Here is a 16,539-nt window from a genome sequence, read left to right as displayed (position 1 = left end):
AGTGTCTACGCAATAGCGTCAAAACGAGCTGCAAGGCTCTCTGTTGCACGCTGGAGGCTATTCCAATGCCTGTATCGCTTCTTTGTAATGTTTGCGGCAGACGGAGACGTAGCTTTCGTTACCGCCAATCACCACCTGTTCACCGGCATGCATCGCCTTCCCGCTCTCATCAAGTCGCAGCACCATATTCGCCTTGCGCCCGCAGTGGCAAATGGTTTTCAGCTCCACCAACTTGTCTGCCCAGGCCAGCAGATATTGACTGCCAATAAACAGTTCCCCCAGGAAGTCGGTACGCAAACCGTAACACAGCACCGGAATATCCAACTGATCGACAACATCGCACAATTGCTCGACCTGCTGTTTCGTCAGGAACTGGCTTTCATCAAGCAAAACGCAGTGCACAGGTTGCTGCTGATGTTCCTGCGCAATCATCGTAAAAAGCATAGAGTCATTATTATACAGCTGTGCCTGGGAAGACAGGCCGATCCGCGAGCTCACCTTACCCACGCCAAAACGGTGATCTATTTCGGCGGTAAACACCAGCGTACGCATACCACGTTCTTGATAATTATATGAAGATTGCAGCAACGCGGTAGATTTCCCTGCATTCATAGCAGAGTAATAAAAATAAAGTTGAGCCATGGGCCCGCTACTCCAATGGTATAAGAAATATTCAGCGGTTGATTCAGCAGCCAAGTGTACCATAAGGCGACAACCGGCTTACACCTCGGGATTAATCAATATCCGGGCCAGACGAATAGTCGACTTTCAAATGAAACATTCCGTTCTGCTACCATAGCGCTTTTACATCTATTTACAGGATGGTTTCTGTCCGTCATCACATTTAATTACTACTAATGATTAGCGCCCAACATTAATGGTTATGCCAATGCCGTGAAGCGGCCCTGCAACAGGTGCCAGCGCGTAAGATTAAATCTATTAACCCCTCCAGACGCCGCGCCTGAGTATTTAATGACATAAAACAGACCGGGTACAGTTCTTGACGTTACCTTTACTGATATACCCCTATTGTTTACAGTGTTGGCAGACTAAAACTCGTGATTTAACCCACAGAATTCAGAGTTATATTGATATAAAACACAATTATAACTTAGCCATGAATGCCTTTGTGGCGCAGCAAACATAGCGCTGCTGTAGAAAATTTGACTTAAAAAGGGAGGTTGTAATACTTATCTCCCCCGCTTATATTAGCCAGAGAGTTCTGGTTAGGTCTTTTAAAAGGTAAATTTGAGCGTTCCTTTCAATTTGGCTATTGCAGAAAAGAAAAGAGCACTCTATTATTATCCAGACGCCCCCCACCAATATAATTTGAGACTAGGACAATGAGCGAAGCATTAAAGATTTTGAACAACATCCGTACTCTCCGCGCTCAGGCAAGAGAATGCAGCCTGGAAACGCTGGAAGAGATGCTTGAAAAACTGGAAGTTGTTGTGAACGAACGTCGCGAAGAAGACAGCCAGGCTCAAGCAGAAGTTGAAGAACGTACCCGTAAACTGCAGCAATATCGTGAAATGCTGATTGCTGACGGTATTGATCCAAATGAACTGCTGCAAACTATGGCTGCAACTAAAGCCGCAGGTAAAGCGAAACGTGCAGCACGTCCAGCTAAATACCAATATAAAGACGAAAACGGTGAACTGAAAACCTGGACTGGCCAGGGCCGTACCCCAGCAGTGATTAAGAAAGCTATCGAAGAGCAAGGTAAATCTCTGGACGATTTCCTGCTGTAATAGCATTCCAGTCACATGTTAAAAAGGCTCCCAAGGGAGCCTTTTTGTTATGCTTATTTTCAGGTTTCTTAGAGCCCCCACTGGGCTTTGCGTAATTATCCTAATGGACAGCCCCATTTATCCGCCAGCTAACGGCAGAGCCTTTCATTTTTCCAAAGCATAAAAAAAGGGGCCTGAGCCCCTTATAGCATTAACGCACTGCTCAATTACTGAGCTTTATAAAATGATTTATACCATTCAACAAAGCGTTTCACGCCTTCTTCAACGCTGGTTTCCGGTTTAAATCCAATCACGCGATAGAGCTCGGCGGTATCGGCACTGGTATCTAACACGTCGCCAGGTTGCATAGGCAGCATATTTTTACGCGCTTCAATCCCTAACGCCTGTTCCAGTGCACTGATATATTTCATCAGCTTCACCGGGCTGCTATTGCCGATATTATAAACATGGTATGGGGCAGAACTGGTCGCCGGCGATCCCTGCTCTACCGTCCAGTCAGCATTTGGCTGAGGAATAACCGCCTGCAAGCGGACAATAGACTCGGCAATATCGTCGATGTAGGTAAAGTCACGGTGCATCTCACCGTGGTTATATACATCGATACTGTCACCCGCCAATATGGCCTTGGTGAATTTGAACAGCGCCATATCTGGACGCCCCCACGGGCCATAGACGGTAAAGAAACGCAGGCCGGTGGTTGGGAGACCATACAGGTGAGAATAGCTGTGCGACATCAACTCATTGGCTTTCTTGGTTGCCGCATACAATGATACAGGGTGATCGACCGAATCTTCAGTCGCAAACGGCAGCTTACGATTCAGGCCATATACCGAGCTGGACGAAGCATATAACAGATGTTCGACCTTATTGTGTCGGCAGCCTTCCAGCACGTTTAAATGCCCGATGAGATTTGCGTCCGCATACGCCAGTGGATTCTCCAGCGAATAGCGCACGCCAGCTTGCGCACCCAGATGGATCACTCGCTGGAACTGGTGTTCTGCGAATAACTGCGCCATCCCCTCTCGATCGGCCAAATCCAGCTTAATAAACTGGAAAGCTGGCTTATCCGCCAGCAGCTCAAGACGGGCCATTTTCAGGCCCACATCGTAATAATCATTCAGGTTATCGATACCGACAACCTGATGCCCCGCAGCTAATAGCCGCTCAGCAACGTGAAAACCGACAAAACCGGCCGCGCCCGTAACCAGGAATTTCATAGTTAACCCTTAAATAACCGGCTGAATGGACGCACCGCGACCAATCGCATAATAAGTGAAGCCTCGGCTTTCCAGACGCTCTGGATCAAACAGGTTGCGACCATCAAAGATCACCGGCTGCTTCAGCGCACCCTTAATCACATCGAAGTCCGGCGCACGGAAATTCTGCCACTCAGTACAGATAACCAACGCATCAGCCCCATGCAGCGCCGCTTCTTTGGTCCCTACCAGCTTCAGATCGTCACGTTGACCGTAAATACGTTGCACTTCATTCATCGCTTCAGGATCGTAAGCCTGAACGATAGCGCCCGCTTCCCACAGTTGCTCCATCAGCACCCGGCTGGAGGCTTCGCGCATATCGTCGGTATTCGGTTTGAATGCCAAGCCCCATAGCGCAAAGGTTTTGCCTTTCAGGTCATCACCGAAATGCTGCTTGATAAATTTGGTCAGCTTATACTTCTGCTGGTAGTTAACCTGCTCTACGGCCTGCAACAGTTTTGGCTGGTAGCCAATATGTTCCGCAGTGCGGATCAGCGCCTGAACGTCTTTCGGGAAACAGGAGCCGCCGTAGCCGCAGCCTGGATAGATAAAGTGATAACCGATACGGGAGTCTGAACCGATACCCTGGCGTACTTTCTCAATATCCGCCCCCAGCATTTCGGCCAGGTTGGACATTTCGTTCATAAAGCTGATTTTGGTCGCCAGCATGCAGTTGGCGGCATATTTAGTCAACTCGGCACTGCGAATATCCATCATGATCATGCGATCGTGATTGCGGTTAAACGGCTCGTACAGTTCACGAATAGGCTCGATCACATCTTTGTTATCGGTACCGATTACGATGCGCTCAGGACGCATGCAGTCTGCTACCGCTGCCCCTTCCTTCAGGAACTCTGGGTTGGAAACCACATCGAAAGGCACTTTGCTGCCACGTTTTTGCAGGGTTTCTTCCATCACCTGGCGGACTTTATCTGCGGTGCCGACCGGCACGGTAGATTTGTCGATCACCACTTTGTGTTCGGTCATGTGCTCCGCGATGGTGCGCGCAACGGCAGTCACGTATTTCAAATCGGCAGAACCGTCTTCATCCGGCGGTGTTCCCACCGCGATAAATTGAATGGCACCATGCGCCACCCCAGCCTTGGCATCGGTGGTAAAATGCAGGCGGCCGGCTTCATAGTTCTGCTGAACCAATGGCGTTAAGCCTGGCTCAAAAATAGGGATATTCCCTTTCTTCAGGTTTTCGACTTTACGTTCGTCTATATCAATACACATAACGTCATGGCCGACTTCAGCCAACACCGCAGCCTGCACCAGGCCAACATAGCCAATACCAAAAACTGTTACTTTCATGGGAAAATCCTAGTTTTTCAAATTAAGACGAAAGATAAATAAATTATTCTTTATCAGCGGCGAGTAACTGATTCAACCACTGCGAAAAATCTTTGCCGAGTGTCGGATGACGCATGCCGTATTCGACAAACGCCTGCATATAGCCCAGCTTGTTGCCGCAGTCATGGCTGATCCCTTTCAGGTGATAGGCTTCAACCGTTTCTTGCTGCATCAGCATTTCGATGCTGTCGGTAAGCTGGATTTCATTGCCGGCGCCCGGAGGGGTTTTCGACAGCAGCGGCCAAATATCCGCAGAAAGCACATAGCGTCCTACAATCGCCAGATTGGAAGGCGCTTCGTCCGGTGATGGCTTCTCGACGACGCTGACCATCGGAGCACTTTCACCCGGCTGCAGTGCATAGCCTTTGCAGTCGGCTACGCCGTAATTACCGACATCTTTATGCGGTACGGGTTCAACCATGATCTGGCTGATGCCGGTTTGCTCAAACCGCTGCAGCATTTCGTGCAAGTTGTCTTTTTTAAGATCGGAGCTGTACTCATCAAGGATTACGTCAGGCAAAATCACGGCCACCGGCTCGTCACCCACCAGCGGATAGGCACACATAATGGCGTGCCCAAGCCCTTTGGCAACGCCCTGACGTACCTGCATCACGGTCACGCCCTTCGGACAGATGGACTGCACTTCGTCCAGCAACTGGCGCTTAACGCGCTTTTCCAGCATCGCTTCCAACTCAAAGCTGGTATCGAAATGGTTTTCGATCGAATTCTTGGAGGAATGGGTAACCAGCACAATCTCGTTAATCCCCGCGGCAATACATTCATTAACCACGTATTGGATCAGGGGTTTGTCGACCAGCGGCAGCATTTCTTTTGGAATGGCTTTTGTCGCCGGTAACATCCGTGTTCCCAAGCCTGCAACCGGGATCACAGCCTTTCTGACTTTACGATTTACAGCAGGCATTATTTCCTCTCTTAATAGCGCTCACTTTATGAGCTTTTTCGCCATATAAAAACCTTCGGAGTATACCAGCTTATGACTGTCTGGCATTAACCGCAGCACAAATAGAAAGAATTTAGGACAATTACCCAAGGGGTTAACTGAGGTAAAAATAAGCATCTCAAATATCTGGATTTCAAATACTATTTTAGCCGTTGGGATTATTCGGCACTGAGCATCAACCGCAGTCGCCCGCCAGAACCCCAAACCTGACACTGCCAGGCAGCACAGTGCTGGCTGATTTGATTCATGTAGGTGGCACCCAGCGTGCCGAGCGGCACGCCGTTGCTCAATTGAATTTGATTGTCGCCGGTATTCACATTGGCATGCAGGCCGGCGGAGACCAGAATCAGGTTTTTATATTCGGCGTGGTAATAACCCACCAGCAGTGGGAATTGCCCTTCCAACTTGCCTTGGCGTAATAATTGATTAACTTGCTTTAACAATGCGCTCATTTGCGGCAGCCTTTGACGCTGATTCGCTAAATGATCTTGCAGTAACCCATTAAATAAAGCTCGCAACAGTAGCGCCGCCAATACGCCATTATCCCCTGCACGCGTCACATCCAGACAATAGAAAGCCAGATCCTTATCCGACAGCGCCGCAATATCCAGTACCAGCCCGGGGTTTTCACCGGTGGTTAATTGCCGATAATTAATCCGGCAATGGGCAACGGTCTGCTGCACTGGAGGCTGCAACTGTTTGAGTAGCTTCACCGCTTCGGAGGGGTTTTTACTCAGCGCGTCCCAGTCCTGTAACAGCTCCACTTCTTCAATCGCCGGGGACGTGAACATATTGGGATACAGACAACCCAGCACCGCTTCACGCAGACGATTAAGATCGGTCACCGGCTTTAACAACACGTCCTGTACGCCTAACCGCAGCATTTTGGCGATATCGGCCATTTTATCGGTTGCCGATATCACCAACACCGGAATTTGTACGCCCTGCAGGCGAAGATGTTCGACAAACTCTATCCCGTCCATTTCCGGCATCGCCAGATCGCACAGGATTAAATCCGGATGAACGTCATCCACCAGACTCAAGGCCAGCAAACCATTGGGCGCCTCACTGGTTTCTGCTCCCAACGATTTCAAATAGCCAACAAGCACCGAACGAAAAACCAGTTCGTCCTCGACCACCAAAATGCGCTTGTGAGTCAATGGTAATGCCATCAGCCGTGCCTCTTCCCTTTCCATAGTGTAATAGTGGCTCAAAAAGGCCATTTATGCTTGCCGGAAATTTTTCCAACGGTGGAGTATTTTCCCGCAAACCGGTAGTTATTTGTTTTTTATCAACGGCAACAGCATATCGATCTGTTTTTCTACCGCCAATTTCCCAGCTGCGATTGCCTCATCCGCTCGATGGAAATCCAGCGTGGAAATCTGCGGACAATAGGGCTGAATCAACACATCTGGCGGGTCGCCGGCCATGCGGTTACGTTTCAGGCGATTTTCCAGAACCTGGATCGACGTCCCCATGATTTCCATCGCCGTTGGGGTGAAATTAGGCTTTCTGGCCGTCATTTTGCTGATTCGTTCTCTTAAACGCCCCCGCCAGTTGCGGGCGGGGAGATCTTGTGGCGCTTCTACGTCATGATTACGTACCGAAAACAAATCTTGCTGCATTAAATGAGCATCATGCTGCAAATCGACGGCGATGACGATGTCGGCGCCCAATGCACGGGTCAATGAAATAGGCACAGGATTCACCACTGCGCCATCCACCAGCCAATAGCCATCAAACCAGACCGGTGCCAACAGGCCCGGCATGCTGCACGACGCACGCACCGCCTGATGAATATCGCCTTCCGTCAACCACAGCTCACGCCCGGTACTGAGATTGGTTGCCACGGCGCCGAATTTGAGTGAGCACTCGGCGATATCATCGATCTTCAGCAATTGTCCCACCGCGTTGAAAACCCGTTCACCGCGTAGCAGCCCGCCCCGTTGCCAGGACAAGTCCATCAATCGGATCACGTCCCAATAGCTGAACGAACGCACCCAGGTTTCCATAGCGGGCAAACGATGGCTGGCAAAAGCGGCCCCCACCAGGGCACCCACCGAGCAGCCGGCTACTATATCGACCTCAACGCCCAACTTCTTTAGCGCGTTGATCACGCCGATATGCGCCCACCCCTTCGCCGAACCCGCGCCCAATGCCAATCCAATCTTTATTTTTCGCATAGTTTCCGCCCTTTGCCCGGTGAATTGTATCAATGACGCTGTCAGCGTAGATTGTCACGATCGAATAATGTTAGGTAACATATGCGCTAAATTTCTTTCGGCATCGGCCCGTTCCTCAGGTTCCGGCCATTTTAGGAGTCACCTTGTCCGAATTATGCCCCTGCGGCGGCGGAGTGGAGTATAGCGCATGCTGCGAGCCCTACATCAACGGTAGCCAAACGCCATCGACCCCCGGACAGTTAATGCGTTCGCGCTTTAGCGCTTACGTAAAACACAACGTGGATTATCTGATTGCTACCTGGCACCCCGACTGCCACGCGGCAGAATGGCGCAATGGCATCGTCGACAGTTTCAAAGACACCGAATGGCTCGGCCTGACGGTGGTGGAAGAAAAACCCGGCCATGAGGCCAGTGAAGGTTTTGTCGAGTTCATTGCCCGCTTCATCGACGGCAGCACCGGTGAGCAAAGGGCGATGCACGAACGCTCGCGCTTCCTTCAGCTTGGCCAACGCTGGTATTATATTGACGGAACCAAACCTCAGCCTGGCAGAAATGCCATTTGCCCATGCGGCTCAGGAAAAAAATATAAAAAGTGCTGCGGGCGTTAGCCGGCAGTCACCGTGCTCAAGAGATTTCAGGCGATGGCCTGAAAATGAAAGCGATAAAATTCTCGCCTGCGCAGACAGGACATACCGTATCAGACAGGATCCTCATCCCCATGCCACACCAAAATGTACAAAGAAAAGTTTTGCGCACCATTTGCCCGGATGCCAAAGGCCTGATCGCCAAGATCACCAATATTTGCTATAAGCATGAGCTCAACATTGTTCAGAACAACGAGTTCGTCGATCACCGTACCGGTCGCTTCTTTATGCGTACCGAGTTGGAAGGCATTTTCAACGACACCACGTTGCTGGCGGATCTCGACAGCGCGCTGCCGGCAGGCTCGGTTCGTGAACTGCATAACTCCGGCCGCCGCCGCATTGTCGTGCTGGTGACCAAAGAAGCACATTGCCTGGGCGACCTGCTGATGAAAAGCGCCTACGGTGGCCTGGACGTGGAGATCGCGGCGGTTATCGGCAACCACGATACGCTGCAAACGCTGGTAGAACGTTTCGACATCCCATTCCATCTGGTCAGCCATGAAGGCCTGACTCGCGATCAGCACGATCAGAAAATGATGGCCCAGATCGACCAATACCAACCGGACTACGTGGTACTGGCCAAATATATGCGCGTATTGACGCCAGCATTCGTACAGCACTACCCGAACCAGGTGATCAATATTCACCACTCCTTCCTGCCGGCCTTTATCGGCGCAAGGCCTTATCATCAGGCTTACGAGCGCGGCGTAAAAATCATCGGCGCCACGGCGCACTACGTTAACGATAATCTGGATGAAGGCCCGATCATCATGCAGGACGTGATCCACGTCGATCACACCTACTCTGCCGAAGATATGATGCGCGCCGGACGTGACGTTGAGAAAAACGCGCTTAGCCGTGCGCTTTATCACGTGTTGGCGCAGCGCGTATTTGTATACGGCAACCGGACGGTTATTCTGTAATTGCTCAATAAAGCGGTGCCTTTCGTTCAGGGATGCACCGCCAAGGGTAAAAAATCGGCAAACGATTCATTTTCTGCATTTCAATACTTTACACGCGCGCTTCATTTGATATGATGCGCCCCGCTTACCGCGACAGACGTTTCGCAAGCAAGGCCAGTGGTGGGGTTCCCGAGCGGCCAAAGGGAGCAGACTGTAAATCTGCCGTCACAGACTTCGAAGGTTCGAATCCTTCCCCCACCACCATCTTCTCTCTGCCAAGAGCGAAGACGCAGTAAGGAAACCGGCCAGGTTTCTTCCGGATAAAACCGGAACTACAATTTGTAAAGCCATGAATACCATGGTGGGGTTCCCGAGCGGCCAAAGGGAGCAGACTGTAAATCTGCCGTCACAGACTTCGAAGGTTCGAATCCTTCCCCCACCACCATCCTTGTATACTCCCCATAATAAAATCAAACCTGTAAATCCCAATATCATTCCTTTACGGGAAGGATGAGAAGCTTCGACAAGGTTCGAGTCTCACGCAGTGAGACAACGCGCTTTAGCGCGGCCCGCAGGGTGAGTCGCCCAGCGACGAATAATCCTTCCCCCACCACCATCCTTGTATACTCCCCATAATAAAATCAAACCTGTAAATCCCAATATCACTCCTTTACGGGAATGATAAGAAGCTTCGACAAGGTTCGAGTCTCACGCAGTGAGACAACGCGCTTTAGCGCGGCCCGCAGGGTGAGGAACGAAGAGACGAATAATCCTTCCCCCACAACCATCCCTATATGCTCCCTTGAATCAAATCAAACCTGTAAATCCCAATATCACTCCTTTACGGGAATGATAAGAAGCTTCGACAAGGTTCGAGTCTCACGCAGTGAGACAACGCGCTTTAGCGCGGCCCGCAGGGTGAGGAACGAAGAGACGAATACTCCTTCCCCCACCACCATCCTTGTATGCTCCCCTGAATCAAATCAATCCTTGGCAATCCAATATCTCATTTATCAATTCCCTTAACCCTTCAGCACATCCTCAACTTGAACTCCGGCCAACAATTCGCTATACCACTGGCTTCTTTAATGCAGTAAGGAAAAAAGTGCATGCGTAACAATATCTGCGTTTTTTGCGGAGCAAGCGAAGGTGTTAACCCTGCATATGCCGAAAATGCACGGCAACTGGGCCAAACTCTCGCGGCCCAGGGTCGACGTTTAATCTACGGTGGCGGTAAAAAAGGGCTAATGGGCATTGTCGCGGATGCCGTGTTAGCCGCCGGTGGCGAAGCCGTTGGCATCATTCCTGAGCGATTGGTCGAAGCAGAAACCGCGCATCGTGGCCTGACCGAGCTGGAAGTGGTCCCTGACATGCATACCCGCAAGGCGCGTATGGCGGCGCTGGCAGACGGTTTTATCGCCCTGCCCGGCGGCATAGGAACGCTGGAAGAACTGTTTGAAATCTGGACCTGGGGCCAGATTGGCTATCACAGCAAACCGGTGGGCCTGCTCGACGTGAACGGTTTCTACCGTCCGCTAAACAATTTCCTGCAGCACGTGGCCGATCAGGGCTTTATGCGCCATGACTACCTCGGCACCATGCACATCAGCGAATCCGCACAAACCTTGCTGCAACAATTCGACGACTATCAGCCCAAAAATTACGACCGCTGGGCGAAATAATCCGGCTTGCCAGCGGCGGCCATTGCCGCTGGCCCGCGTTACATTTCCGGCCAAACTCTGCTACTATCTCAACACATTTTTCTCGCATAAACGGCACCGCTCATGAAGTTTGTCTCTTTTAATATCAATGGACTGCGCGCGCGTCCGCACCAACTGGCCGCAATTATCGAGCAGCACCAACCCGACGTGATCGGTCTGCAAGAAACCAAAGTTCACGATGATATGTTTCCATTGGAAGACGTCAGCCAGTACGGCTATCACGTGTTCTATCACGGGCAAAAAGGCCATTACGGCGTAGCACTGCTGACCAAAGAAAAGCCGCTGGCCGTGCGTCGCGGTTTCCCTACCGATGAGGAAGACGCACAGCGCCGCATCATCATGGCCGACCTGGCTACGCCGCAGGGCACTTTGACGGTGATCAACGGCTACTTCCCACAGGGTGAAAGCCGTGACCACCCGATCAAATTCCCTGCCAAAACGCGCTTCTATCAGGATCTGCAAAACTACCTGGAGCAGCAGATGTCGGTAGACTCACCGGTACTGGTGATGGGCGACGTCAATATCAGCCCAAGCGATTATGATATCGGTATCGGCGAAGAGAACCGCAAGCGCTGGTTGCGCACCGGTAAATGCTCTTTCCTGCCGGAAGAGCGTGAATGGATGGATCGCCTGCTGAACTGGGGCCTGGTGGATACCTATCGCCACGCCAACCCAGAACGCAACGATCAGTTCTCTTGGTTCGACTACCGTTCGCGCGGCTTTGATGAAAACCGCGGCCTGCGCATTGATCTGCTGTTAGCCAGCACGCCACTGGCCGCGCGTTGTATCGCCACCGGCATCGATTATGATATCCGCGGGATGGAAAAACCTTCGGATCACGCGCCGGTTTGGGCGGAGTTCTCGCTGTAATTAACCCAACCAACCCCGGCCCCGGCCGGGGTTTCTCTCTGTGGTAAAGATGAAAATTATCGATGTCGTCGCCGCCATTATCGAAAAGAATGGCAAAATTTTACTGGCGCAACGCGATGCCGACAGCGATCAAGCCGGCCTGTGGGAGTTCCCCGGCGGAAAAGTTGAAGTGGGCGAAAGTCAGCCTCAAGCCCTGGCGCGTGAACTGGACGAAGAGTTGGGGATTGTGGCCAGCGTCGGCAATTACGTCGCCAGTAATACGTGGCAGCAAACTGAGCGGGTGATTAGGTTACATGCATGGCGTGTCGAGGCATTCAGTGGCGAATTACAGAACCGCTGCCATGCCGACTTTGTTTGGATCACGCCGGAGCAGGCGTTTGACTATCCGCTGGCTCCGGCCGACGTACCGCTGCTGACGGCGTATATTGCCAGTTTAACTTCAGAAGCCTGAGTCGCTGACGTTACCGCGTCACTTCTTCAGACGGATCCAGATCAGCGGATTGGTTCCCACCACGTTGGGATCGCGCACGCACTGCAGCACTTCCCCTTCCACCTTCAGTACCGCCCCTTCAGAATAGTTTTGGTCCTGATAAATACAGCAGCGGCTGCAAGGTTGCACGACAGGTTGAGCCGCCGCGCTTTTCGCCGCACCCCAAATTTCCGGTGACACCGGCACCACCACGTCCACATCGCCACGGTTGGCCATGACTGCCGACGAAAATAGCAGTACGCCAGTGGTCAGCATCAGTAAGGCGTAATTCATTCACTCTTCTCCCGCGCCTTGCCGGCGCTTTTCTTGCGTTTTTTTGCCCCGGAGGAAGGTGGCGGCGGCAACCCGCGAAACGCCATACTCGCCCGGCTCTGCTTGGCCTGATAAATCAGCTCCTGCAAAGTCCCCACAAGAGGTTGCATAAAGTCCTGATAGCGACAGGATTTCTCACTGATTTGCGTCAGCGTAGCCTCCCAGTTCGCCGTCATATCCGGACGGGCTGCAATATCCGGCAGCGAATGGATCAACGCCCGACCGGTTTCGCTGGAATGAATATAACGCCCTTTCTTATACAAAAACGCCCGCTTGAACAGCAACTCAATAATGCCTGCGCGCGTGGCCTCGGTCCCTAAACCATCGGTCGCTCGCAGGATTTTCTTTAGCGCTTTATCCTGAACAAAACGTGCAATACCGGTCATGGCGGAAAGCAGACTGGCATCGGTGAACGGACGCGGCGGCTGCGTCTGACGCTCAACCACTTCACTGCGTTCGCACAGCAGTTCGTCATCCTTCGCCACAACCGGTAACGGTGCGCCTTCGTTTTCTTCATCGCGCTCTTTGCTGCCCAAGAGCGTGCGCCACCCTGCTTCAGCCAGGAAGCGGGCCTTGGCGATAAACTTGCCTCCGGCGATATCCAGCTCAATGACGCATTTGCGGAACATCGCATCCGGGCAAAACTGCATCAGGTACTGTCGGGCAACCAGCCCATAAACGTTCAGTTCGTCCTGACTCAGGCTGACTTTGCTGGCACGGGCTGTCGGAATAATAGCGTGGTGGGCATCCACCTTCTTGTCATCCCAGCAACGGTTACGACGATCGCTGTCGATCACCGGCTGCGGATAAAGATCCGGTTGATGAACACTGATGGCGTTCAACACCGAATGACGCCCGGCGAAATGCTCTTCCGGAAGGTAGCGGCAATCAGAACGCGGGTAAGTGATTAACTTATGGGTTTCGTACAGGCGCTGACAGACATCCAGCACCTGCTGGGCACTCAAGTTAAAACGTTTGGAAGCTTCGATTTGCAAGGTCGACAATGAAAACGGCAGCGGAGCGGTATCTGATTCCCGTTTATCATTATAGGAGGTGACTAGCGCCGGTTGGCCCTCGATGCGCTTAAGCACGTGCTCCGCCAAAGGTCGATGCAGCAGACGCCCTTCCTCATCCTGATAGGGTTCGCAGGAGTCGCTGGGTTGCCACAGGGCGACGAATCGCTCCTCTTTCGGCGTCACGATGTGCGCTTTCACTTCGAAAAAGTCTTTCGACACGAAGTTTTCGATATCTTCGTCCCGCCGTACCACCAGCCCCAATACTGGCGTTTGCACCCGTCCAACGGACAACACGCCGTCATAACCGGCATTGCGCCCCAAAATGGTGTAGGCACGGGTCATGTTGATGCCATACAACCAATCAGCGCGGGAACGCGCCAGGGCAGATACACACAAAGGGATAAAATCGCGGTTATCACGCAGCCGCTCTATGGCACGTTCCACCGCCTGCGGGTTGAGATCGTTGATCAGGCAACGGCGTACGCTGTGCCGTTTTTCCGGCGTCAGCGCCAGATAGTCGAGCACTTCGTCCACCAGCAGTTGGCCTTCGCGATCCGGGTCACCTGCGTGCACCACCTCATCGGCTTCATGCAGCAGTTTTTTGATCGCATTAAGCTGCTTGCTCACCGACGGGCGCGGCTGCAACTGCCACTTCTCTGGGATGATTGGCAAGTCCGCCAGCGACCAGCGCGCATAGCGGCTGTCGTAGGCATCAGGCTGCGCCTGCTCTAATAAGTGGCCCACACACCAGGTCACCACATCATTGTTACCGCAGGCGATAAATCCGTCGCCGCGGCGATGCGGCTTGGGAAGTACGTCGGCAATGGCGCGCGCCAAACTCGGTTTCTCGGCAATAAACAGTCGCATTATTCACCGTTATTCTGGCTGTACGTCATCAGGAATTCTCTTACTTCAGCATAATTCCCGCGGAATACGATCCGCTGGGATTTCTTTTCCAATTGATAGTGATACATCGGATCATAGTAGTGCTGCAACAACGGCACCAGCCACTCCTGATGCGCGTCACTATTACCGCTGACATAGTGGCGCTGTAACGCTGATTCCAGGCTCTTCGTCAGCTGCTGAAAACGCTCCAGACCCAAACGACGGCGAATGGCGAACAGCCCATGGTGCAGATACTCATCGTATTTTTGCCAACCCGGCTCCGCCCCCAGAGCCTGTTCAAACTCCAGGCGCATGCGATCGATATATTCATGCTGCAGCCGTGCCAGACGCACCTCGAACGGATCGTCGATAACGGCCACCGGCGCTTGCTGCATGCGGTTGAAGATGGGTAACGGCAGATTGTTGCTGCCGATAATGCGCCCTTCATCCTCCAACACCCAGCGGCGGCAGCCACCATGCTGTTTTTTCAGCAATAACACAGCCAGACGATTCTCAAAATCAATCTGGCCGCTTTGTGCCACCAGCGTTCGGCCAAAAGATGAACCGCGATGCCGGGCCGCGCCCTCCAGATCGATACCTTCGGCCAGCTCATTGACCAACACCGTTTTGCCGCTGCCGGTATTGCCGCCGATCAGCACCATCGGCAGTTCGGCACTTTGTTCCAACGTGGTCAGCAAGAACTGACGCAGCGCCTTGTAGCCGCCAATAATGCGCGGATAGGTCACTCCAGCCTCACGTAGCCATTGCTGTACCAGTTGCGAACGCAAACCGCCGCGAAAACAGTAGAGGTAACCTTCTGGCCATTGCGCGCATTGCGCCAGCCACGCCGCCGTGCGCTGCTCGCGCAATCGGCCGTTAACCAGGCTGTGGCCCAGGGCAATCGCCGCCTGCTGACCCTGCTGTTTGTAACAGGTGCCAACAGCCTGCCGTTCATCGTCGTTCATCAACGGCAGGTTTACCGCATTGGCAAAAGCGCCCTGCTGAAACTCAACCGGCGCGCGCACGTCAATCAGCGGGATGTCCTGCAAAAAAATACGTCGATAATCCTGGGTATCTACCCGCTTCAGCGTAGTAGACACTACACAACCTCGATCAGCGGCTTGCCCGCAACGGCCGTATGCAGTTCACCGATGGCCTGTAGCTGAATGCCGTGACGTTCGGCAATCGCCTGAACCTGCTGTTCCGCTTCCGGCAACACAGCCAGCAGCAAGCCACCGGAGGTTTGCGGATCGCATAACAATTGCCGCTGCAGGCTGGTCATTTCACCCACCAGATGGCCGTAACTTTCAAAGTTGCGCCCGGTGCCGCCCGGCACGCAGCCTTCGTCAATATAGCGCTCGATGTCCGGCAGTTTTGGCACTTGCTCAAACCAGACCGTCGCCTGTAATCCTGACCCCTGGCAAACCTCACTCAGGTGGCCCAGCAGACCGAAACCGGTCACGTCAGTCATCGCCGTTACGCCTTCGACATCGGCAAAATCCGCGCCCGGTTTGTTCAGTTGGCACATGACCTCGGTCGCCAGACCTTCATGTTCAGGCCGCAGCTTACTTTTCTTCTCGGCGGTGGTCAGCACGCCAATGCCCAGAGGTTTGGTCAGGAATAACCGCGCTCCGGCCTGGGCCGCGCTGTTTTTCTTCACCTGCTCGGTGCTGACGATGCCGGTAACCGCCAGGCCAAAAATCGGTTCAGGCGCATCGATAGAATGGCCGCCTGCCAACGCGATCCCCGCCTGTTGGCAGGCATAGCGCCCACCGTCGATCACCTGTTGCGCGACTTCCGGCGGCAGCTTGGCTATCGGCCAACCCAGAATGGCAATCGCCATGAACGGTTTACCGCCCATGGCATAAACGTCGCTGATGGCATTGGTTGCCGCGATGCGGCCGAAGTCGAACGGGTTATCAACGATAGGCATAAAGAAATCGGTAGTGCTGATAATGCCAACGCCGTTGCCGATGTCATACACCGCAGCATCGTCACGGGTTTCATTGCCCACCAGCAAACGCGGATCGACAAACTTCTCCCGCTCGCTGTGCAGAATAGTTTCGAGAACTTTCGGTGAGATTTTACAACCGCAGCCTGCGCCATGGCTGTACTGGGTTAAACGGATCGCTGGCGATGTCATATACCACTCCCTTCGGTTAACGGCATTCAAGATATCATAGGGTAGCGCTTGC

Annotated in this window: 16 protein-coding genes, 2 tRNA genes and 3 other RNA genes; 11 read left to right on the top strand and 10 right to left on the bottom strand. The window is 52.8% G+C overall.

Translation table 11 applies throughout. From position 1 onward, the window contains the following. Nucleotides 1-57: 57 nt before the first annotated feature. Nucleotides 58-642 carry a thymidine kinase gene (locus ACMGG1_RS10250; RefSeq protein ID WP_122079517.1) on the bottom strand — a complete coding sequence of 195 codons (585 nt, stop codon included), beginning with the start codon at nt 640-642 and terminating at the stop codon, nt 58-60. Between the two features lie 701 nt (nt 643-1,343). Between ACMGG1_RS10250 and hns the strand changes: the two genes are divergently transcribed. Next, on the top strand, nt 1,344-1,751 hold the full coding sequence (gene hns, locus ACMGG1_RS10245) for a histone-like nucleoid-structuring protein H-NS (protein WP_006321188.1): 408 nt from the start codon (nt 1,344-1,346) through the stop codon (nt 1,749-1,751). A 206-nt stretch (nt 1,752-1,957) separates the two neighbouring features. Here the strand turns inward: hns and ACMGG1_RS10240 are convergent, their stop codons facing one another. The 5 genes from ACMGG1_RS10240 to rssA all read right to left on the bottom strand — a co-directional run bounded on the left by ACMGG1_RS10240 (nt 1,958) and on the right by rssA (nt 7,504). Then, a complete protein-coding gene (locus ACMGG1_RS10240; protein WP_128864688.1) occupies nt 1,958-2,968 on the bottom strand; it encodes an NAD-dependent epimerase in 1,011 nt (336 codons plus the stop codon). Between the two features lie 9 nt (nt 2,969-2,977). Beyond that, nucleotides 2,978-4,321, bottom strand: a complete 1,344-nt coding sequence (locus tag ACMGG1_RS10235; RefSeq protein ID WP_061069108.1) for a UDP-glucose dehydrogenase family protein — start codon at nt 4,319-4,321, stop codon at nt 2,978-2,980. A gap of 43 nt (nt 4,322-4,364) precedes the next feature. Then, nucleotides 4,365-5,282, bottom strand: coding sequence for a UTP--glucose-1-phosphate uridylyltransferase GalU (gene galU, locus ACMGG1_RS10230; RefSeq protein WP_130016750.1), 918 nt, complete (start codon nt 5,280-5,282; stop codon nt 4,365-4,367). Nucleotides 5,283-5,479: 197 nt separating this feature from the next. Further along, nucleotides 5,480-6,493, bottom strand: coding sequence for a two-component system response regulator RssB (rssB, locus tag ACMGG1_RS10225; RefSeq protein WP_041415428.1), 1,014 nt, complete (start codon nt 6,491-6,493; stop codon nt 5,480-5,482). 105 nt (nt 6,494-6,598) lie between these two features. Next, nucleotides 6,599-7,504, bottom strand: coding sequence for a patatin-like phospholipase RssA (rssA, locus tag ACMGG1_RS10220; RefSeq protein ID WP_122079521.1), 906 nt, complete (start codon nt 7,502-7,504; stop codon nt 6,599-6,601). Nucleotides 7,505-7,647: 143 nt separating this feature from the next. Between rssA and ACMGG1_RS10215 the strand changes: the two genes are divergently transcribed. From ACMGG1_RS10215 to ACMGG1_RS10170, 10 genes are all read left to right on the top strand, one after another. Continuing rightward, the gene (locus ACMGG1_RS10215) at nt 7,648-8,112 is read left to right on the top strand and encodes a YchJ family protein (protein WP_046373374.1); all 465 of its coding nucleotides are present in this window, start codon (nt 7,648-7,650) and stop codon (nt 8,110-8,112) included. 110 nt (nt 8,113-8,222) lie between these two features. Further along, nucleotides 8,223-9,071 carry a formyltetrahydrofolate deformylase gene (purU, locus tag ACMGG1_RS10210; protein WP_020827197.1) on the top strand — a complete coding sequence of 283 codons (849 nt, stop codon included), beginning with the start codon at nt 8,223-8,225 and terminating at the stop codon, nt 9,069-9,071. Nucleotides 9,072-9,229: 158 nt separating this feature from the next. Then, nucleotides 9,230-9,314 (top strand) — tRNA-Tyr (locus ACMGG1_RS10205). 96 nt (nt 9,315-9,410) lie between these two features. Further along, nucleotides 9,411-9,495 (top strand) — tRNA-Tyr (locus ACMGG1_RS10200). Nucleotides 9,496-9,539: 44 nt separating this feature from the next. Then, nucleotides 9,540-9,666, top strand: a non-coding RNA gene (locus ACMGG1_RS10195) — RtT sRNA. Nucleotides 9,667-9,710: 44 nt separating this feature from the next. Beyond that, nucleotides 9,711-9,837: non-coding RNA, RtT sRNA (locus ACMGG1_RS10190), on the top strand. Nucleotides 9,838-9,881: 44 nt separating this feature from the next. Continuing rightward, nucleotides 9,882-10,008, top strand: a non-coding RNA gene (locus tag ACMGG1_RS10185) — RtT sRNA. Nucleotides 10,009-10,159: 151 nt separating this feature from the next. After that, on the top strand, nt 10,160-10,732 hold the full coding sequence (locus tag ACMGG1_RS10180) for a TIGR00730 family Rossman fold protein (RefSeq protein ID WP_020827198.1): 573 nt from the start codon (nt 10,160-10,162) through the stop codon (nt 10,730-10,732). A 102-nt stretch (nt 10,733-10,834) separates the two neighbouring features. After that, entirely contained in the window at nt 10,835-11,641 is an 807-nt protein-coding gene (gene xthA, locus ACMGG1_RS10175; RefSeq protein WP_020827199.1) for an exodeoxyribonuclease III, read from the top strand. Nucleotides 11,642-11,690: 49 nt separating this feature from the next. Beyond that, entirely contained in the window at nt 11,691-12,092 is a 402-nt protein-coding gene (locus ACMGG1_RS10170; protein ID WP_130015427.1) for a pyrimidine (deoxy)nucleoside triphosphate diphosphatase, read from the top strand. 18 nt (nt 12,093-12,110) lie between these two features. Here the strand turns inward: ACMGG1_RS10170 and ACMGG1_RS10165 are convergent, their stop codons facing one another. The 4 genes from ACMGG1_RS10165 to selD are packed head-to-tail and all read right to left on the bottom strand — an operon-like array spanning nt 12,111 to nt 16,487. Beyond that, entirely contained in the window at nt 12,111-12,404 is a 294-nt protein-coding gene (locus ACMGG1_RS10165) for a DUF1496 domain-containing protein (protein ID WP_129940711.1), read from the bottom strand. Next, nucleotides 12,401-14,326 carry a DNA topoisomerase III gene (locus ACMGG1_RS10160; RefSeq protein ID WP_414161345.1) on the bottom strand — a complete coding sequence of 642 codons (1,926 nt, stop codon included), beginning with the start codon at nt 14,324-14,326 and terminating at the stop codon, nt 12,401-12,403. The genes ACMGG1_RS10165 and ACMGG1_RS10160 overlap by 4 nt, the downstream gene beginning before the upstream one ends. Next, nucleotides 14,326-15,444 carry a tRNA 2-selenouridine(34) synthase MnmH gene (mnmH, locus tag ACMGG1_RS10155; protein ID WP_176983480.1) on the bottom strand — a complete coding sequence of 373 codons (1,119 nt, stop codon included), beginning with the start codon at nt 15,442-15,444 and terminating at the stop codon, nt 14,326-14,328. The genes ACMGG1_RS10160 and mnmH overlap by 1 nt, the downstream gene beginning before the upstream one ends. Next, nucleotides 15,444-16,487, bottom strand: coding sequence for a selenide, water dikinase SelD (gene selD / locus ACMGG1_RS10150; RefSeq protein ID WP_414161344.1), 1,044 nt, complete (start codon nt 16,485-16,487; stop codon nt 15,444-15,446). Before selD ends, mnmH begins: the two co-directional genes overlap by 1 nt. Between the last annotated feature and the right edge of the window lie 52 nt (nt 16,488-16,539).

Origin of the sequence: Serratia sp. BNK-12 (genome assembly GCF_047456085.1) — a bacterium.
In the GTDB taxonomy this organism is placed as follows: domain Bacteria; phylum Pseudomonadota; class Gammaproteobacteria; order Enterobacterales; family Enterobacteriaceae; genus Serratia; species Serratia liquefaciens.
Note: the sequence above shows the minus strand (reverse complement) of the source record. Positions and strands in the feature narration are given on the sequence as shown.